Origin of the sequence: Pedobacter nutrimenti (assembly GCF_003208655.1) — a bacterium.
GTDB classification, from domain to species: domain Bacteria; phylum Bacteroidota; class Bacteroidia; order Sphingobacteriales; family Sphingobacteriaceae; genus Pedobacter; species Pedobacter nutrimenti.
Genome location: NZ_QKLU01000006.1, coordinates 89,351 through 109,611, shown reverse-complemented (window position 1 = coordinate 109,611; position 20,261 = coordinate 89,351). Strand labels below are relative to the sequence as shown.

General features: G+C 45.3%; 11 protein-coding genes. 3 read left to right on the top strand and 8 right to left on the bottom strand.

All coding sequences use genetic code 11. From position 1 onward, the window contains the following. Positions 1–9 precede the first annotated feature (9 nt). The 3 genes from B0O44_RS17145 to B0O44_RS17135 all read left to right on the top strand — a co-directional run bounded on the left by B0O44_RS17145 (position 10) and on the right by B0O44_RS17135 (position 5,873). Positions 10–3,114: a SusC/RagA family TonB-linked outer membrane protein gene (locus B0O44_RS17145; protein WP_245943688.1), complete on the top strand. Its 3,105-nt coding sequence runs from the start codon at positions 10–12 to the stop codon at positions 3,112–3,114. A gap of 43 nt (positions 3,115–3,157) precedes the next feature. Further along, the gene (locus tag B0O44_RS17140; RefSeq protein WP_170123363.1) at positions 3,158–4,705 is read left to right on the top strand and encodes a RagB/SusD family nutrient uptake outer membrane protein; all 1,548 of its coding nucleotides are present in this window, start codon (positions 3,158–3,160) and stop codon (positions 4,703–4,705) included. 448 nt (positions 4,706–5,153) lie between these two features. Continuing rightward, entirely contained in the window at positions 5,154–5,873 is a 720-nt protein-coding gene (locus B0O44_RS17135) for a YqjF family protein (protein WP_110833229.1), read from the top strand. 3 nt (positions 5,874–5,876) lie between these two features. Here the strand turns inward: B0O44_RS17135 and B0O44_RS17130 are convergent, their stop codons facing one another. The 8 genes from B0O44_RS17130 to B0O44_RS17095 all read right to left on the bottom strand — a co-directional run bounded on the left by B0O44_RS17130 (position 5,877) and on the right by B0O44_RS17095 (position 20,257). Further along, the gene (locus tag B0O44_RS17130) at positions 5,877–7,772 is read right to left on the bottom strand and encodes a TonB-dependent receptor plug domain-containing protein (protein WP_110833227.1); all 1,896 of its coding nucleotides are present in this window, start codon (positions 7,770–7,772) and stop codon (positions 5,877–5,879) included. 69 nt (positions 7,773–7,841) lie between these two features. Next, positions 7,842–8,873 (bottom strand): GntR family transcriptional regulator, encoded by a 1,032-nt coding sequence (locus tag B0O44_RS17125; RefSeq protein WP_110833225.1) that lies wholly within the window; start codon positions 8,871–8,873, stop codon positions 7,842–7,844. 10 nt (positions 8,874–8,883) lie between these two features. Continuing rightward, entirely contained in the window at positions 8,884–10,194 is a 1,311-nt protein-coding gene (locus B0O44_RS17120) for a M28 family metallopeptidase (RefSeq protein ID WP_110833222.1), read from the bottom strand. A 6-nt stretch (positions 10,195–10,200) separates the two neighbouring features. Then, positions 10,201–12,042 carry a CocE/NonD family hydrolase gene (locus B0O44_RS17115; RefSeq protein ID WP_110833219.1) on the bottom strand — a complete coding sequence of 614 codons (1,842 nt, stop codon included), beginning with the start codon at positions 12,040–12,042 and terminating at the stop codon, positions 10,201–10,203. A 3-nt stretch (positions 12,043–12,045) separates the two neighbouring features. Continuing rightward, positions 12,046–14,337, bottom strand: coding sequence for a GH92 family glycosyl hydrolase (locus tag B0O44_RS17110; protein WP_110833216.1), 2,292 nt, complete (start codon positions 14,335–14,337; stop codon positions 12,046–12,048). Between the two features lie 90 nt (positions 14,338–14,427). Beyond that, positions 14,428–15,888 (bottom strand): glycoside hydrolase family 28 protein, encoded by a 1,461-nt coding sequence (locus tag B0O44_RS17105; RefSeq protein ID WP_245943687.1) that lies wholly within the window; start codon positions 15,886–15,888, stop codon positions 14,428–14,430. Positions 15,889–15,910: 22 nt separating this feature from the next. Beyond that, the gene (locus B0O44_RS17100; RefSeq protein ID WP_110833213.1) at positions 15,911–17,377 is read right to left on the bottom strand and encodes a glycoside hydrolase family 28 protein; all 1,467 of its coding nucleotides are present in this window, start codon (positions 17,375–17,377) and stop codon (positions 15,911–15,913) included. A 12-nt stretch (positions 17,378–17,389) separates the two neighbouring features. Further along, the gene (locus tag B0O44_RS17095) at positions 17,390–20,257 is read right to left on the bottom strand and encodes a glycosyl hydrolase (protein WP_110833212.1); all 2,868 of its coding nucleotides are present in this window, start codon (positions 20,255–20,257) and stop codon (positions 17,390–17,392) included. Positions 20,258–20,261: the final 4 nt, after the last annotated feature.

Here is a 20,261-nt window from a genome sequence, read left to right as displayed (position 1 = left end):
AAAATTAAGATGAAACAGGATTTATTTAATTATTCTGCAGTCGATTTGTTAAAAAAATGCAAGAGGCGGTTATTCTCAGTTTCCGCTATGCTCTTCCTTGTCATTTTAGGCAACACTGTACTGGCCCAGAACAGCTTAACCATCCGGGGGGTGGTCAAAGAAAGTTCCGGGCAAACATTGCCAGGCGTGGGCGTAAAGCTCAAAGGAAGTTCTAACGGAACGGTAACAGACCCTATGGGTAAATTCAGTATTACGGTTCCCGGGCCTTCTGCCGTACTTCAGTTCTCGTCCATTGGTTATGAGAACCAGGAAGAGACCGTGGGCAGCCGTCAAACCATTAATGTCACCTTAAAAAGCACGCAAACAGACCTGGAAACGGTAGTGGTGGTGGGTTACGGCACACAGAAGAAAGTCAATTTGACGGGCGCCGTGGCTACTGTAAGTGGTGCAGACCTGAACAAAAGGGTCTCTACCAACCCCACCCAGTTGTTGCAGGGAAAACTTCCGGGCCTTTCGGTTACCCAGGCTTCCGGAGAAGCCGGAAACGAAGGTAACGTTCTTCGGGTCCGGGGAATGGGTACTTTCAGCAGTGCCGGAAACGAGCCCCTGGTGATTATAGATGGTATTCCCGGGAACCTGACCCAGCTCAATCCCGAAAATATAGAAAGTGTAACGGTTTTAAAAGATGCGGCCTCTGCTTCCATTTATGGTTCAAGGGCTGCAAACGGCGTGATCCTGGTGACCACCAAACAGGGCAAAGCGGGTAAAATGCAAATTTCCTACAGCTACAATTTGGGCATCACCAAGGCCAGCAGCCTGCCCGATCTGGTGTACAATTCAGCGCAATATATGCAAATGTACAACCAGGCGGCCATCAACTCGGGAGCGCCCACCAGCAACCGTTTTACGCAGGCACAAATCGATGCCTATACCAACAGCACAGATAAAAACCTGTACCCAAGTTTCAACTGGCTGGACGCGGTCATGAAAACCGTTAATGTACAAACACACAACCTGAATTTAAGCGGGGGGACTGAAAACACCACTTACAATGTAGGTTTGGGTATTGTGAACCAACCGGACATTATGCTGGGTTTTAAATATAAAAAGTACAACCTGCAGTTTAACCTCAACAGTAAAATCAACAGCCGGGTCACTTTTGGAAGCAGCCTGACCTTAAATTATGGCAGCCGGACTTACCCAAGACCGGGCAGTCAGGACCTTTTCCTTTCTACCCTGTCTCAATCGCCTTTATATGGGCCCGTACTTCCCGATGGCAGTGGCCGCTATACCGCGACCGCCTATGCTTTTCAGACGGCCAATAAAAACCCCGTAGCCATTGCTGAAAATGCCCTGGCGTCCAATAATGATTATTTCATGCAGGGCAATATATTTGTAGATGTAAAAATTCTCGATGGCCTGCAGTGGAAAACCAGTGTGGGTACCAATTTTGATTTTCAGAAAACCTACGATTATAAACCGGTTATTAACCAGTACCTCTGGTTTGCAGGCCCCAATGACGCTCCTTTCCGCACACTGGATGTGGGCGGACAGGGTTTACAGGTTACTGACCGCAATTATGTTTACCCGATCGGTTATTCACAGCTGACCTATACCAAAAAATTTGGGGACCACTCCCTGAATGTGCTTGCCGGAACACAGGCTGAATATTACAAACTACAAAGTCTTTCTGCTTCCAGGGTTACTTTTCCGAACAACTCTGTTCCTGAAATTGACGCCGGTGGAACGGGTTCCCAGCTCAACAGTGGAACCGCTTCAGAATGGGCGCTTAATTCTTACTACGGCCGTTTAAACTACGACTACAAAGGAAAATACCTGGTGGAAGGTAACATCCGCTACGATGGCTCCTCCCGTTTTAGTGAGGGCAACAAATGGGGTGTTTTCCCTTCTGTTTCCCTGGGCTACCGGATTTCACAGGAGGATTTTTTCAAAAACCTGCTCCCTGTAATTTCCGATCTGAAAATCCGGGCTTCCACAGGAAAACTGGGTAACCAGAACATTGGTACTTATCCTTACCAGGATGTATACACCACAGGCTTTTCTTATCCATTCGGAAATACCTTAAGTGATGGCGTCCGTAAAACCGGTCTGGTCGACCAGAGCATCAAATGGGAAAGCACAAAAGTTTTTGACCTTGGACTGGACATTTCTTTCCTGAAAAACAAGCTGAACCTGACGGCCGATTATTACAGCAAACTTACTACCGATATTTTGGATCTTGCTCCGTTGCCAATTTATGTAGGTTATGATCCGCCAACGATCAACAATGGAACCGTTCGCAACCGTGGTGTGGAACTTTCCCTTTCCTATAAAGACAAAATAGGAGAACTGGGTTATTCCTTTACGGCCAACCTGCAGGCCAACCGGAACAAACTTTTAAAATACAGTGCCACCACCATCAAAGCGACCCAAATTGACCAGGTCGGCCTGCCTTTTGACAGTTATTATGTCTATGAGTTTGAAAAAATATTCCAGTCTGCAGAGGAAATTGCGGCCGCCCCGAAACAGCCATACAATCCGGTTCCGGGAACTTTCAAGTTCAAGGACCAGAATGGGGATGGTAAAATTGACGAGAATGACCGTAAAGTCGTTTCTGGTATTTTTCCAAACTATGACTATTCCCTGAATGCCAATTTTGAATATAAAAACTTCGATTTGTCTATTTTTCTTTTCGGTTCACAGGGACAAAAGCAATATGTAAACGGATGGGGCTTCCAGCCATTTAACCAGGGTTCTGTACCCACTACAGACTGGCTCAATGCCTGGACACCAAGTAATCCAAGCACCACCATGCCGCTCATTTACCTGACCGGAACAGGAAACGTTAGCCAGAACATCAGCACGGTATCTACTTACTACTTAAAGGATGCTTCCTTTTTAAGGATCAAAAATGTGCAGTTGGGTTATAATTTACCTGAAAAGCTGCTTAAACGTATAAAAATGAGTGCGATCCGACTGTATTTCTCGGGCGAAAACCTATTCACCTTTACCAAATTTCCAGGACTCGACCCTGAAAGGATTGCCACCAATACCCGTTATGTAACGCACCCTCAAAACAAGACCTATAATTTCGGTGTAAGGGCAACCTTTTAACTGAACCCTTATAAAACCTTTGATGATTAAAACAAATCAACAGATGAAAAGATTAATTGTATTTTCCATAATCCTCTCGGTACTGGCCATGTTCAGCTCCTGTAAAAAGGATTTCCTTCAGAAGGACCCGCTGGCCCAACTGTCGCAAAATACATTCTGGAAAACCCAGAATGACGCAGACCTGGCCCTTGCCGGCTGTTATAATTTTTTATGCCGCGGAAACAATGCCACCAGTGTGAGTAATGCCGGTGCCGGTTTCGGCGGGGCTTATATGTTCTGGGAATCCTTAACCGATAATGGTTATACCAATTCCAGCGCTGGAAACTTCCTCAACGTGGCGACCGGAAATATTGAGGCCACCACCACCGGTATCATTTCTGACGCCTATAAATACAGCTACCAGGCCATTGCTGCCTGCAACCTGTTTTTGGTCAGGATCAACGACATCCCTTTGTCGGCAACCGTCCGCAACCAGTACATCGCAGAGGCGAAATTTATCCGTGCCTATCACTATTTCCTGCTGTCGCAATTGTATGGCGATTGTGTGCTGACCCTTAAACCACTAAGCTTTGACCAGGCCAGTATTACCGTTCCCCGCTCGCCGAAAAGCCTTGTAGTGGATTCGGTTCTGGCAGATTTGAACTATGCCGCGGCTAATTTACCCAACACCCCTTACAGCGGGCATGCGGTTCGGGGCACAGCCCTGGCTTACAAAGCAAAAGTACTGCTGGCCAACGGACAATACAAAGAAGCTGCGGATGCTGCAAAACTGGTGATGACCGAAAACAAGTTTGGTCTGGCCGGAACCTACAGCAGTCTGTTCCTGAAGCCTGGTCAAAACAACAACCCGGAAATTATGTTTTCGGCCCGGTACTCCCCTCCAAGCTTTTACAGCCCTCAGGATTGGGTATTTTCCTACACCAACTCGCTGAACGTGCTCAAATACCTGGTCGATGACTACGAATGTACAGATGGTTTATCGATACAGAGCTCTCCTTTATACAATGCTGCAACACCCTACATCAACCGTGATCCCAGATTAAAAATGACTGTTATTGTACCCGGGGACTGGAGGGGCACCACTGCTGCTACAGCCTTTGACCCGGCTGCCGCAGCGGTACCCAGCGGTTTTCTGCCACGAAAAGGCATTGACCCTACCCGTTTCCCAACTACTTATGCCACCCAAAGTGATCAGGACTGGGTGCTGATGCGTTATGCCGATGTGCTGCTGATGTATGCAGAAGCCCAGAATGAGTTCAGCGGACCTGACCTGACCGTTTACGATGCCGTTAATAAAATCAGGACCAGGACCGGAGTAAATCTACCTGGCCTGCCAAATGGCTTGTCCCAGTCGGACATGAGGACAAAAATCCGTCATGAAAGAAGGATTGAGTTTGCCCTGGAAGGGCAGCGCTTTTTTGACCTGAAAAGGTGGCGTTTTGACCGCATTATTATTCCAACCATTAAAGACCCGAACAATGCTTTCCGGACTTTCCCTTTAAGGGATACCATTTGGCCGGTCCCTCAATCGGAAATTGAGATCGCCAAAAGTGTTGGCAATACCGGGTTCAAACAGAATCCGGGTTATTAAAATTTCCCTAAGCTGACGGCTGTCTGAGTTTCAGACAGCCGTTTTTATATGCAATTCTTGTGATAAGATTCTAATGATCCGCAGAAGAACAGTTCAGATGATCTGCTTCGCGGATGCGCCTGATCAGGCCCGCCAAAGGCGTGCAGCCCAGCCAATATCCGCTCTTCAGACACCTGAACTGTTCCTTAAATTTTAACCCATAATGAAGTATCACTGCAGGTGTTTTAGCCAAAGGACTAAACCTCCGGAAATGGAGTAAAATTCCGTACTGAATTTTAAACAAATACTGGCGGCACCGGAGAGGGGATATTGGCTGGGCTGCTCCGCAGGAGCCTGATCAGGCGCATCCCCGAACTGGTGTCTGTCAGATTTGTTCCGTCAAAACTCTAATATCCGCCAAAACCCCCACCGAATTTCTTATCCGCTCAAAAATAACTAGCTTTAAGCAATGAGTTTTCTGACCGCCGAATGGAAAAAACTGGCCATAGCCAATTATGCAATTGATCCTGCCATTTTAACAAAGCACCTGCCCGCAGGAACAACACTCGATTTTTGGGAAGGGCACTGTTATGTAAGCCTGATTGGTTTTTTATTTAAAGACACCCGGCTAAAGGGGGTTCGGGTCCCTTTTCACTCCAATTTCGAGGAAGTGAACCTGCGCTTTTATGTGCGTTACCCCAATGGGGAAAACTGGAAAAGAGGTGTGGTTTTTATCAAAGAAATTGTCCCCAAATATGCCCTGGCCTTTATTGCAAATACTTTTTATAAGGAACATTACCAGCATATGCCCATGAAACATTCCTGGGAAGAAAGCCCGGAGGAATTAAAAATCAGTTACCAGTGGAAAAACCAGCAGCAGTGGCAAAGTTTTTCCCTGCAGGCCGCCCTGCCGGCTTTAAACATAGAACCTGGTTCGCGAACAGAATTCATTACCGAACATTACTGGGGCTATTCCTTATTTCATCCCCAAAAAACCATTGAATATGAGGTAAAGCATCCCAAATGGACACATTACCTCATTAAAAATTATCAGATCGAAGTGGATTTCGAATTAAACTATGGAAAAGACTTTGCTTTTTTAAATCAAAAGACACCCGATTCGGTCATGCTTGCAGAAGGTTCCCGGGTTTCAGTTGAAAACAAAAAGATCCTGCTATTTGAACATTAAGCCTTATATTCCTGCCTTTACGCCTAAAGTAAACCAGCTTCCCGGCATAGGTACTGCGCCGGCTTCAATGTACTGTACATTAAAAAGATTTGCGCCATCTGCATAGATGCTGTAGTGTTTTTGTTTAAAGGTAATCCTGCTGTCCAGCACCGTATAATCTTTGTAATTGATCCGCTGGTTGTACCTGGCCGTAAGGGTAATGGAAAGCAGATTGCAAAATTCGGCATTCAGGGTTCCGCTCAACTGGTTTCTTAAGCTTTCCAGGGCATAACGGGAAAATTTAGCACTTTCCAGAGTAGTTTTAAAACTAGGCTCCAGATGGGTATAGGAAGTCCCCAGGCGAAGACCGCTCAACACATCAGGGCTATTGCTTTTCAGGGCATAATCTGCGCTCAGGGTAAAACCCTTGGTGTCCACCTGGCTAAAGTTCTGAGGCTGCCACGGATCGGTTTGACTGGCCTTCACCCAGTCTATGAAATTGCTGATCCGGCGAAAGAAATAACTGACATTAAAGGCAAAACCCTGCTGGTTAAATTTAACTCCTGTTTCTGCATATTTGGATTTTTCAGGTTGCAGCTGGTCATTTCCGATATTGGTCGGCCCCTTATAATATAAATCTGTATAGGTTGGAAGGCGCTGTCCGGTCCCCAGGTTGGCAAATGCCCTCCAATTGCCATAAAAATTATACCCCAGGTCCAGTCCGGGAAAAGCCTGCCATCCATAATCTGAATTGTAATTGGCATAAGCCCCTACATTGACCAGCAAGCGCTTCAGCGGTTCAAATTTATACTCTCCAAAAAGTCCGGCATTGGTCCTGTCTCTTTTACCCAAATTGGTACTGTTGATGTTTTCTGTCCGGCCTTCCAGTCCCAATCCAAAAGTACCGATTTTTGTTTGTATGGTATTGTTCAGCTCGGCATCAAACACATTGGTCTGGTGATGGTTATGGAATTTATCCGGGCTTTGTTTAATGTACAGGTAATCGTCAACATTATTACGATAACTTATGCGGGGCACCATGGTCCAGTTTTCCGTAATTTTTGTTGTATAGGCAACAGAAGCCAATGTGGTTTTAACGGTTTCTTCCGACTCTTTATCGCCAGGGGCAGAATAAAAACCATTTGCGCCGAAATTGTTATGCGTATAACCCGCCATCACATCCAGCTGATCGGTTTTTCCCACTGCCATTTTTCCTTGGTAATACACTTTCTGGTTGTTAAAAGCGGTATTGTAACGGTAGCCATTTCCGGCTTCCTGTCCAAGGGAAAGCAGGTGACTGGAGCCCTTCAATACCAGGTTGCCATGAGCCTGCAAACCGTAATTGGCAAAGATTTTCCCTGTGGCTTCATTTTTTTTAAAACTACTTCCGGTAAACACACCTGCCGAAAGCCCTGTAGATTGTGGGGTACGGGTAACGATATTTATGGCCCCGGTTAAGGCATTGATGCCATAAATTCTGGAGGCAGATCCCCTGAGTACTTCAATATGGTCAATGTCATCCATGGTAATGGGCAGGTTCATCATATTGTGGCCCGTCTGGGGGTCAGAAACTTTAATCCCATTGATCAGCACCAGGGTTTCATCAAAAGTTCCCCCGTCCATACTGATGTCGGCCTGCTGTCCTCCGGGACCTCTTTGCCGGACATCGACACCGGAAACATAACTCAATAGTTCGGCAACAGATCTGGCCGGCAGGCTTTTTATTTTCTCTTTGTCCAGAATCCAGATGTTGCGGTTTTGTTTGGAAAAAGGCAATTGTATGCGGTTTTCCTTCACGATCACTTCATTCAGTTTATTGACACTGTCCTTCTGAAAAATAGCCGGTTGCCCCTTTTGGGCATTGGCTGACAGAGAAAAACCCAGCAAAACAGCGGGGAGGACAATTTTATTTAAGCACATGGTTGTTTGATTTTGAGGCGCAAATATAGGGCCTTTCCGCTGATGTAGGTTAACGCATTCGGGCTGTTTTTACAGAGAAGACCTCATGGTCAGGTAAAAAGGGACCTCAACGTGCTTTTTTGAATTCTCCAGTACCATTTCCGCAGCCAGCTGCCCCATTTTCTTAAAATCTGTAGAAATGGTGGTAATGCCACTGAGGATGATTTTTTTTAAAGGAGTTTCATTGTAAGAAATGATGCCAATCTGACGCCCTATTTTGAGTTTCATTCCAATGATCCTTTCAATAAGGACCACCAGATCATCTTCCATCAGGTTAATATACACTTCTCCTTCCGCGATGGGCTCTTCCTGAATGTTGTACACCACTTTCGAGTTAAAGGCATACTGCTGACAAAAAAGGGAAAAGCCTTTTAAAATCTCTATGGGAAAATAACTTCTTTTTGGAAAAATGATTTTCAAGGTATGGTATTTACTGAGCTGCTGCCGGGCCTGGTCCAGGGCATTGTAAATGTCCTTTTCAAAATTTTCATAGGCGGCGGCATATTCCCCATTTACACCCGGGATCTGCTTATCGAGCAGAATCAGTTTGTCTTTTGCAATGCTGTTGATGATTTCCCCTGCATTTTCCCCGCCTTCAAGAAAATGCGGGATAATGACATAATGGGAATAGTCATTGTTGCTGTTGACCAATAGTTTTTTAAAGAGCGAAAAATCATTGTTATAAATGTAAAAATCTATGGCAACATGCTCTCCAATGGCCTTCACAAAAGCATCGTATACAATTTTTTTATGCGCACTGAGTTTATTGAACAACAGGAATATTTTCAGGTCCTGCTTAAAATCGGTACTGATGATATAATAACCTTTACCAGGAACAGAACCCAATACCCCTATTTTTTTTAAATGTTTATAGCCCTTTTCTGCCGTATCCCGCGAAATTTCCAGCTCATAACTCAGTTCATTAATGGAAGGCAGCATCTGGTCTTTTTTGATTTTTCCCGCAGCAATGGCGCTGATGATGGAATTGGTCAGCTGCAGGTATTTAGGGGTTGCAGAATAACCGTCTACATAGATGTGATCAAAAAAACGCTCCCTTTTCATTTAAGTAGTTTTAAAAAGAATTAAAAAATCGAACCATCAGCTCAAAATAATGATCAAATTCCGTTAGTGGAAGGGTTTCTTCGCGGTCATAAATATCATGATAGGCCTGTATTCCACCCTGGGTATAGATGAAAAAAGACGGAACCCCTTTTTCATAAAACCGGCAATGGTCACTCTTGCAGGCTTCTCCCCTGATCTCGACCTTAGGCACCAGTTTATACTGGTCATTTAACTGGACCAGGCGGTCAAATTCTTTTCTAAAAACCGTTCCGTTTACCACTTTAATTCCTTCTTCCCCTGTACCGGCCAAATCAAAATTCACCATAAAACGGATTTTGCTCAAATCGGTCAAAGGATTTTCAACATAGGCCTTTGAACCCAGTATGCCGATTTCTTCCCCCGAAAAAGCCAGGAAAATGGTATTGTATTTGGGTTGTTGTTTGGCGAAATGTTTTACAAAGCTCAACAGCATCGCGACCCCGCTGGCATTGTCATTTGCCCCGGGAAAATAGACTTTTTTGCCCAGCAGCCCCAAATGGTCAAAATGTGCGGAGATCACAATGGTAGAGTCAGTGCCAGAACTTCCCCTGATCATACCGCAAACATTTCTGGTTTGGTATTCAGGGATAAACTTCACATCTACATTGACATCAATTTGATGGATGGAAGCAGGGTCCAGATCGGCCTTATTTATGGTAATCACCGGACGGATGGTCTGGTAGGTCAGCGTTGTCCAGGTCAGTTTCTCTTTCGTGAAAATGATAAGGCCTTTAAAGTTGAGGTTCTCACTGGTTTTTAAAGCCCTTACATTTGCAGAAATGCTTCTTTGCGCTTCTGCAGATTCTTTTTCCAAAGGCCTGTCATCGAGCAAAATAAAAGCATCCTTCGCTTTAAGCACCAGGGCATTCAGCTCCTGGTCGGTACTAATGTCCTGCCTGCGTACCGGAATTACCTTAAAATGGCCATGCACAGCCGGACTGCTGGCCCCAACCAGATAGTCTTTTGCCGTAACCAGCAATTGCCCGTTCAGCTTAACCTCTACTTTGCCCGGAAAGGTATTTACAGGTAAATTGAAATCCTGATAATAAGATCCTTTGTTTAAGGGAAGCAGGCCCGACTTTTTAAATGCTGCAGCAATAAAAGCCGAGGCGGTTTTGTCTCCCTTTTCCACATATCCACGGCCTTTAAAAGCAGGGGAAGTCAGGGCTTTGATCACGCTTCTGGCATAGGCTTTTTCCTGCGAAAAAACCGGTGTGCCCAGACCCCAGACCAGGATCAGTACCGTATAAAAAGAAGTAATTATTTTTCTAGGTGTGCTCATTTTTTGTTAAGGTGTATTGGGTATCAATTGGAGTTTTATGTGTGAGGCAGCGCTTCTGCTAAAGTATACCCTTTGGGTCGCTTTTTGAAAATCACCGGCTGACGCTTTGTAAATATTGGTAAAGGTTTGCGGGTTCCTATCCACCAGCGGAAACCAGGAGCTCTGGATCTGAACCATAATTTTATGGCCTTTTAAAAAAGAATGTGCCGCGTCCTGCATATCAAAACGGACTTCGGTCACTTTTCCCGGAACCAGGGCTTCGGGCTTGGAAAAATCATTTCTGAACTTGGCCCGCATCACTTCTCCCCTGACCATCAGCTGGTAACCATTATTAGGTGCCACATCAATCAGTTTGACAATAAAATCGGCATCTGTTCCGGTCGAAGAAATAAAAAGGTCTGCCGTCAAATGACCGGCAATGGTTACATCTTCCTGCAGCGCTTCTGTTTCAAAACTGAGCACATCCGGCCGCATATAGGCAAAGCGCTGGTCTTCGACCATATACTCAAATCCCCTGAGCACACGGCGTTCAGCACTGTAAGGAACAGGCCTGGCCGGATCGCTCAGGTATTCTGCATAAGCTCCGCTATTGTTTTCCGGTGCTTTAAAAGAGAGCTTATTTCCTTCCTGCAAATATAAATTCTGTTCCCTGGTGTCAGCAGGCGGCCACTGGCTGTATTTTTTCCAGCGGCTAGAGCCGGTTTCAAAAATATAGGCCTTGGGTAATTTTTCTTCTTTTGTTCCTTTCAACTGGCTTTTAAAAAAAGGCAACTCTATTTCCCCTCTGTACTTTTCACCGGTTTTACTGCCAAAGTTTACACCAGCCAAAACATCTCCGTCCTTGCGGGACCAGGAGCCGTGGTACCAGGGGCCCATGACCAGTATATTTTCATTTTTTGGCCCTGCTTTTTCCAAAGCCTGATAAACTTTGAGCGGACCATAGGGGTCTTCCTGGTCAAACCAGCCCCCCACGGTCAAAACCGCTGGTTTCACTTGTTTCAGATGAGGTAAGGGATTTCTACTTTTCCAGTAGTCGTCATAGCTTTCATGTTCCATCATTTCGTTCCACAGGGTACTGGTCCCATGCAGAAAACGATCGTTAAAATTTATAAGCGGTCCTGCGTCCAGGTAAAAACGATAACCATCTGTTGTTTTATAGTCTGAAAAACCAGCAGGCCCCCGGGTGCTCATACTGTCTCTTGGTTTTCCAAAAGAAGAAAGAAAGGAAAAACTGCCCATCAGGAAAAAAGCGCCATTGTGGTGGCGGTCGTCGCCCATAAACCAATCGGTTACAGGCGCCTGCGGCGAAACGGCCTTTAAAGCAGGGTGCGAATCAATTAAAGAAGAGGTGGCGTAAAAACCAGGAGAGGAAATTCCCCAGATCCCAACTTTCCCGTTATTGCCTTCTACATTTTTCAGCAGCCAGTCTATGGTATCATAAGTATCTGAGCTTTCGTCGGTTTCTTTTTTACTTTTTTTGCCCGGGATATAGGGCCGGTTTGCCACAAAATCCCCTTCTGACATATACTTTCCGCGGATATCCTGGTAAACGAAAATAAAACCCTCCTGGTCAAAGAGCCGGTTTGGGCCCGCTGGGATTTTAAACTTCTGGGCGCCATAAGGGGCAACACTATAAGGGGTACGGCAAAGCATAACCGGGTATTTCTGACTTTTATCTTTAGGGCTGTACACCGTTGTGAATAACGTTAAACCATCCCGCATTGGAATCCTCAGCTCTGCTTTCACATAATGCTGCGTGGTAAACAGCGTATCCTGAGCCGTATTTTTTTCCTGCGCACTGACACGGAACGCCGCTAAAAGCAATAAAAGAACACAGATTTTTTTCATTGTTTAATCTTTTTTGGGTTTTGAAGACATAAAAAAGGTGATTTCTCCACCATTCATGATTTCTGTATGGCTAATGTATTTGCGGTCCAGTATTTTGCCATTCAATAATACCTTTTCTACATATACATTTTTGTCACTTTGGTTTTTTGTATTCACTTTAAAGGTTTTACCATTTTCCAGTTTCAGTTCAGCATGGACAATGGCCGGACTACCCAGTTCGTAATTCAGCGAACCCGGGGCCATCGGATAAAAGCCCAGTGCACTGAAAATATACCAGGCGCTCATTTGTCCGCAATCGTCATTTCCGCCCAGGCCATCTGAAGTAGGCAGGTACATTTTTTTCAGGATCATGCGCACCCTGTCCTGTGTTTTCCAGGGGGCATCGGTATAATTGTACAAATACACCGCATGATGTGCAGGTTCATTGCCATGGACATAATTGCCAATGATCCCCTCGCGGGTAATGTCTTCGGTTTCTGCAAAAAACTCATCCGGTAAATGCATGGTAAACAGAGAATCCAAATGGGCAGCAAAATGTTTTTTACCACCCCTTAAAGCCACCATTTCTGCAGGATTGTGTGGAACATACAGGCTAAAATTCCAGGCATTCCCTTCTATAAAACCTTGTCCATTGGTGGTCAGTACATCAAATTCTTTTCTAAAGCTGCCGTCTTTTAAGCGAGGTCGCATAAAACCAGATTTGGCGTCATAAACATTTTTCCAGTTTTGAGATCTTTTGATGAATTCCTCATAAATGGCTGTTTTATTTAATTTTTTGGCCAGCTGGGCAATGCACCAATCGTCATAAGCATATTCCAGGGTATTGGAAACAGAGGTCCGGTTAGATTCTGAAGAGATGTACCCCCTGTCCATGTATTCTCCGATGCCCTCATAACTGCGGTGTTTCGCTGTGGTCACACAGGCATTCAATGCAGCTTCTGCATCTCCAGTATAAGTACCTTTAATAATGGCGTCTGCAATCACAGAGACACTGTGGTAACCGCTCATGCACCAGTTGTCATTGGCATAATGCGACCAGATCGGCAACATATGCAGGGTACTCTGGTCGTAATGGGCCATCATAGAGGAAACCATATCTGCATTGCGTTTTGGCTGGATCAGGTTAAAGAAGGGATGCAGGGCACGGTGTGTGTCCCACAAAGAAAAAGTGGTGTAATTGGTAAAGCCACTTGCCTTATGAACATTCTGGTCCAGTCCTTTGTATTCCCCGTTTACATCGGTGTAGATGGTCGGATTGATAAAAGCGTGATACATGGCGGTATAAAAATTTACCTTATCGTCTTCGTTGAGGGTTTGCACATTGATCCGGTCCAGTTCTTTGTTCCAGCTCTGCTGTCCCTCATTTTTTACCTTTTCAAAATCCCAGCCCGGTATTTCTGCTTTCAAATTGTTCAGCGCATTTTCCTGGCTCACCGGCGAGAGGGCAAACTTGATTTTTATTTTTTCTCCTTCCTGGGTTTTGAAATCAAAATAGGCCCTGATTTTTCTGCCCGCGATTTCCGGGAAATTTTTTGTCTGGTCAAATTTACCCCAAAAGCCTTTATATACCTGTTTGCTATCATAGTTTTTCTGTCCATAACCGACAAAAGGTTTCGAAAAGGTCATTGCAAAATAAACCGTCCTGGTCCTTGCCCATCCGGAAGTTTGACGATAACCTGTAACCAGGGTGTCATTGACCACCCGTACAAAGGTCCAGACATTCTTATCGTCATAATTATAGATCCCGCTCATCAGGTCCAGCAGAATGTGCGACTGCTCTGATTTGGGGAAAGTATATTGATGAAATCCTACCCTTGGGCTGGTGGTCATTTCTGCGGTGATGTTGTAATCATCGAGTTTTACTTTATAATAATTGGCCTGGGCAACCTCATTTTGATGCGAATAGGCAGAGCGGTAACCACTACGGGCCTGGTCTGCCCTTCCCGGGTTCAGCTGAAGTTTACCGGTGGTGGGCATGATCAGAAAATCGCCCAGATCAGAATGTCCGGTGCCACTGAAATGGGTATGGCTAAAACCAACGATGGTTTTATCGGCATATTGGTAACCTGCACAATATTTATAAACATCTGCATTGTATTTACCATTCAGCTCGTAAGAAAGGGTATCGGTTTCCGGACTGAGTTGTACTGCCCCAAAAGGCACGGTGGCACCGGGATAGGTATGTCCCATCTTTTCTGTACCAATAATAGGCTTAACATACTGATAGGCTTGTTTTTGTGCCTGAAGACCAGAAGCACAAAAAAGACCAAAAAGACCAAATAAAATTCTTTTCATCTGTTTGTTTTGTTAGTAGGTTTAAGAGGCTATGCCTGCCGGGATCAGTTACCGGCAGGCATAGGCATCGGGGATCTGGTATAAAAATACTTACTTTAACAGTATCCCCTTAGTATTATTTTGATGAATGTCTTTTTTCTTTCCTGCTTGCTTAATTTTTAGCCCCGAAAAAGTACTTTCCTGCACATCATCCAAAACCACAGGTACCCTGAAATCTTTTCTTTCACATTCCATACTGATGCCCGAAAACTGCAGCCCTTTGGCGTGTTTGGCAAAAATTCCCCAGGAAGGCAGCTCCTTAAACATAGAGAAATCGGGGTATTTGGCCGGAAGTTCGGGAATCAGCTCCAGTTTGTCCAGTGGCACATTGGCATATTGTATATTTCCACCACCGGCATGCCGGAAACTGATGTTTTTAAAACTGACATTGGAAATCACTGATTCGGGAATACCTGCCACAATAATGGCTGGTGAAATATTTCTGGGCTCGTCTTCTTCCGGTCCTTCATAACCATAACCGGCATCTGGTTTTTTTGCAGGAATGTCTGCCGTTACATTACTGATGCGGATGTTGTTCATACGGCTTTTTCCCTCCCCCCAGCGTTTTCCTGTCCGGAGAAAAATCAGGTTACCGGTATTGATGGACTGCAGACCGTCTATTTCCACATTTTCTATATACCCTCCATCTACAGCTTCCAGCGCAATTGCCGAACGGTAGGTATCAAACACGACATTATTAAGGATTTTAATGTTTACAAAACCACCCGCAGACACTGTTCCGAACTTAATGCCATTGGCACTCGAGCGGATCTTGTTGTTGCTGATCAGGATATTTTTGCAGGCTTTGGTGGCATCGTGCGATTTCAGGCAGATCCCGTCATCGGCTGCATCGATATAAGAATTGGTCATTTTAACATCTTCACAGTCGACAATGTCCACCCCATCTTCATTCCAGTACACCGTATTGTCTACCCGGATGCTGTCAATGGTGAGGTTTTTACACTGATCATAGGTTTGGGTCCAGCTGGCCGAATTGCGAAAGGTCACCCCGCGTACCGTTACCTCTTTACATTCCCTGAAATTCACCAGCATGGCCCGGTTTTCCGCAGAAGGCCGGCTATGGGTATAGGCATCTTTGATCAATCCTTTTTCGATCTGGTCAATTACATTTCTGGCCAGGTACTTTCCTTGTCCGTCAATAATGCCCAGTCCGGTCAGGCCAATATTTTGCTGGTTAAAAGCAAAAACCAGTGCCGAAAAACCTTTTCTGTCATAGTCAAAAGGATTCAATGAGCCCAGTAATACGGCACCTTCTTCCAGATGAAGGGTAACATTGGACTTCAGGTACACCGAACCGGTCAGGTAACGGCCTACATAAAACACCAGGCGGCCACCGCCATTAGCACTGATGTAATCAATTGCAAATTGTATAGATCTGGTATTTAAGGTGGTCCCATCTGAATGGATGCCAAATGTAGAGGCTTTGTAGTCTTTTGCAAAAAGCGTTAAGCCTTGCAGGCAAATCAGCAGCAGCAATACATATTTTTTCATGTTCATTGGTTTAATTTTTTTACTAAAGCAGGGTAATTCCCTTACTCCGGTTTTGATAAATTTCTTTTTTCAGGCCTTCCTGTTTAATTTTTAAAGTTTTGAACTGGCTTTGCTGCACATTATCCAATACGATTGGCATCCTGAAATCATTTTTTTCGCATTCCATACTGATGCCCGAAAACTGCAGGTTTTTGGCATGTCTTACAAATATGCCCCAGGCCGGAAGTTCTTTAAACATCGAAAAGTCGGGATACTTGGCCGGGATTTCAGGAATCAGGTTCAATTGCTGCAAGGGTACATTCGCATAATGAATGTTTCCCCCTCCCGCATGCCGGAAAGTAATGTTCTCCAGGATGACCCCGGAAATCATGGCCTCGGGAATGCCCATGATCATAATGCCCGGAGAAAGGTTTCTTGGCTGGTCTTCTTCAGGTCCTTCGTAGCCATAGGCCGCATCGGGTTTGGCTGCGGGGATGTCTGCGGTCACATTGCGGATCCGGATGTTTTCCATACGGCTTTTTCCTTCTCCCCAGCGTTTTCCAGTCCTGAGGAAAATCAAATTGCCCGTATTCTGGGAAACCAGGCCATCAATTTCTATGTTTTCGATATAGCCACAGTCTACCGCTTCCAGAGCAATGGCAGAACGGTAGGTGTCAAAAACCACATTGTTCAGGATGCGGATATTGGAAAAACCACCCCTGGAAGCGGTTCCGAATTTGATCCCGTTGGCACTGGTCCGGATTTTATTGTTGCTGATCAGGATGTTTTTACAGGCTTTGGTGGCATCGTGCGATTTCAGGCAGATCCCATCATCGGCTGCATCAATATAACAATTGGTCACCCGGACATCTTCACAATCCACCAGGTCTACCCCATCTTCGTTCCAATAAGCCACATTATCGACAATAACACTATCGATCACCAGGTTTTTGCACTGGTCATAGGTCTGGTTCCAGCAGGCTGAATTCCGGAAAGTAATCCCCTGGACAAAAATGTCCTTACATTCCCGGAAGTTCAGCATCATCGGCCGGCTCCCTTCAGAGGGGCGCCCATATTTATAGCTGTCTTTGATCAGGCCTTTTTCAATCATTTCCACCACATTTCTGGCCACATATTTCCCCTGTCCGTCTATAGTCCCTTTTCCGGTGATCCCAATATTTTGCTGGTTGTAGGCAAAAATAAAAGCCATCCAGATTTTCTTATCATAGTCCATCGGGTTTAAGGAACCGAGCAGGGTTGCCCCTTCTTCCAGGTGCAGGGTAACACCCGATTTCAGGTAAATGGAGCCAGAAAGGTATTTCCCGGTTTCAAAAATCAGTCGTCCTCCTCCACTGGCGCTAATGTGGTCTATGGCAAATTGTATCGATTTGGTGTTTAAAACCTGGCCCCCGGGCTGGATGCCAAAAAACGAGGCCTTATAATCTTTTGCACCGGCTGTGGCACACTCGATGAGCAGCAGGGCAATTAAAATGTATTTTTTAAATTTCATATTTTCCTGCGTTTAATAAACATGAACAGGCCCCTGCAGGCCCATGGACTGCAAAGGCTGGACTTTTCTCTTTTCATTGGTCCAGTATTGCGCAACCGGATTGTCTTTTAAGGTTTTCATGTAATTCCCCATGGTGGTGATCACCTGGATTTCCAATTGATTTGTACCTTTTTTCAATAAATGGTCTATGTTATAAATCCGGCGGCCATACCACTGGGTTCCCGCATCTTTTCCATTGACGAGCACCTTTGAAATGCCATACACCTTGCCCAGGTTCAGGTATTGTAAGGCCTGCTGGCCGGAATGCTGGAAGGTGTTCCGGTAAATGACCGTCCCCGAAAAATTAACTTCTTCCGGCAACTCTTTCAGGTCTGAAAGTTTATTCATTTCCTTGGTTTTAACCGATCCGTCACTATGACGGAACTCTGCCGACCATTTTTGCTCCAGGGCTATTGCATTTTTTCCTGTTAATGGTTTGGCTTTCCAGTTTTCGCCTTTGCTGTTCTGATCAAAAATGACCAGTCTGGAATCAGCAGGTTCGAGTTCCAGGTGGAGTTTGCCCTCTTTAAGTTCCAGTTTAAAGCGTTCGCCAGTGGCCGCGTCCCAGAGCCAGGCTTGTTTTTGGGAGGTTACCTCTTTGCTAAAGCTGGCTTCAAGGCTATAAACACGATGTTTACTGCTGTTGTTGAACAGAAAAATCTCTGCCTGTTTAGTTTGGTAACGGACTTGGGTAACCTCCCGTACCGGTGTTTTTAAGCGCACATAAGGATGAAGCTTATATTGTTCCTGAATACCTTTAAACCAGGCCGTGAAATCGGCTGCAGGTTTATTCAGAAAAATAAAGCGGTCCGCAAAGGCCTTCATTTTGTTGACCCAGGACCTGACCTGTTCATCCCGCTGCTGGTAATTGTTCCAGCCTGCTGATTTTTCGGGATAAGCTTCCATACAGAAAATCCTTCCTCCTGCGGCCACAAAATCATAGAGTTTTTTTGCGGTGGCCGGGTCCAGGCTGCGGACTTCAATAAGGAAAAGGGTATTGTACTTACGTTTACCATAATTGAGCCCCCCGTTTTTCATTTCAGCATTCTGGATGACCTGCTCTGAAACATAGTCGCAGGCATTTCCATTTTGGTGAATGGCCTCCCAGACCAGCATTTGATAAGCCGGAGAAACCACGGTTGGAAAAGGTTCATTTTGTGCACCATATTCTCCCCACAGATCTGCAATCGGGGCCAAAAGGGCAATATCGGCAAACATAGTCGCCTGCTGCAGCAATGCAGAAAGCCTGGCCCGGTAGTCTGTATAATATTTAAAAAAAGGCCACATGTTGTTTTTCTCGTTCAGATAACCTCCATAGGTGATCCAGCCCGGAAAAGCGGCATCTTTGGGAGAATAATTAAAGCCGTGAAATATAGGGTGGGTAACCCCCGAAATGGTGCTTTGGTCACCTGCAATTTTCAGGATTTCCAGGTCTTCATTAAACACCATGGCGGTATTGGTCAGTTCTTCAGAGCTCACCAGTTTTTTATCTTTCAGGTGCGCCGCCGAGGAAACATACTTGTTGATCATGGTATTGCCCTGTCCCAGATGCCATGGGTACTGGGCAAATTCCTTTTCAGAAACATCATCGCCTATACCATATTTCAGCCAGGTTTCACACTCCGGGATATCAATTTCAAAACTGCCCTCCAGCAGAAAATAGCCCCTTCCATAGGCTTGTGCCCTGGATTTGATTTTATGATCGCTGCACCAGGTGGCAAAATTATGTACAAAGCGCTCCTGGAACAATTCGGCTTTGGTCAGCTCGAAATCGTACCTGATCCGCTCCTGCATCTGCTTAAAATCCTTACTGGTTTGTACGGTATAACCGGCATCCGCTGTATTGCCCATCCCTCCTATTTTAAACAGGATAAAAGGCAAATAGGGATACAGATCATAGCCTCTTCTTTTCTGAAATTCCGACATCATATCATGGTTCCAGTTGGCCCCTTCGGTTTCCATACTGTCTACAAAAAAGGAGCGGACATCCGGGGCAAGCGGGCCAATTCTTTTTTCAATGGTATCGGTCATGTGGTTCAGGTATTTCCGGACAGCTTTACCATCAAAATGGTTGAGTACAGGTCCCATTCCTCCTGGGGTTCCCTGGATCACTTTCATAAATCCTTCTACTTTCACCAGGGCATAAACGGCATGTTTGCCTTTTGGGACAGATACTTTGATGCTTCCACTTTTTATCTGTCCGGAAAGATCAGTCACCTCTTCCATCCGGCTAAGTGGGTCGGGTACCATTTTCACTTCCAGGACCTCCATTTTTCTTCCACTATAGGGGTTGGTAATGGCCGGATCGGCTTCTTTGCAAAGGTCAAAAAGGGACAACTCTGTTTCCAGCGGTCCTTCCATTTTTTTTACCGCAATAACAACGATCTGAGAACGTTCCTCATCTTCCAGAAAGGCACCACCGCTGGGGAAACCTGTACCCACCAGCAGGTCGCAGGTCATACCCAAAGATTTGGCTTCCTCCAGGGTAAATTTCAGCAGGTCTATCCACTGTTCGCTTAACCATTCAATACTGGGTTTTCCCATATCGTCTGTACGGGAAGGAAAGGAAATCGGGTTGATTTCCACACCGCCTATACCGGCATCTTTTAAAATCCGGAGCTCCCTGGCCAGCTCTGCTTTTTCAATTTTGTTCCCGTTCCACCACCAGCGTACAAAAGGACGGTAAGACAGTTCCGGGTTTTTAAAAAGATCATATAAATCATTGTTTTGCAACAGGGTGCCTTTTTCCAGGACCGACCTGGCAAAGGAAGGGATCGCGTTCATAAAAACCAGACCGGAGGCTGCTAAAGAACCCTGTATCAAAAAATTTCTTCTCTTCATGTGT

Coding starts and splice junctions, on each gene's coding strand:
- B0O44_RS17115 (WP_110833219.1), bottom strand. CDS start 12,042: ATGAAAAAAATCTGTGTTCTTTTATTGCTTTTAGCGGCGTTCCGTGTC.
- B0O44_RS17130 (WP_110833227.1), bottom strand. CDS start 7,772: ATGTGCTTAAATAAAATTGTCCTCCCCGCTGTTTTGCTGGGTTTTTCT.
- B0O44_RS17100 (WP_110833213.1), bottom strand. CDS start 17,377: ATGAAATTTAAAAAATACATTTTAATTGCCCTGCTGCTCATCGAGTGT.
- B0O44_RS17135 (WP_110833229.1), top strand. CDS start 5,154: ATGAGTTTTCTGACCGCCGAATGGAAAAAACTGGCCATAGCCAATTAT.
- B0O44_RS17140 (WP_170123363.1), top strand. CDS start 3,158: ATGAAAAGATTAATTGTATTTTCCATAATCCTCTCGGTACTGGCCATG.
- B0O44_RS17145 (WP_245943688.1), top strand. CDS start 10: ATGAAACAGGATTTATTTAATTATTCTGCAGTCGATTTGTTAAAAAAA.
- B0O44_RS17105 (WP_245943687.1), bottom strand. CDS start 15,888: ATGAAAAAATATGTATTGCTGCTGCTGATTTGCCTGCAAGGCTTAACG.
- B0O44_RS17125 (WP_110833225.1), bottom strand. CDS start 8,873: ATGAAAAGGGAGCGTTTTTTTGATCACATCTATGTAGACGGTTATTCT.
- B0O44_RS17110 (WP_110833216.1), bottom strand. CDS start 14,337: ATGAAAAGAATTTTATTTGGTCTTTTTGGTCTTTTTTGTGCTTCTGGT.
- B0O44_RS17120 (WP_110833222.1), bottom strand. CDS start 10,194: ATGAGCACACCTAGAAAAATAATTACTTCTTTTTATACGGTACTGATC.
- B0O44_RS17095 (WP_110833212.1), bottom strand. CDS start 20,257: ATGAAGAGAAGAAATTTTTTGATACAGGGTTCTTTAGCAGCCTCCGGT.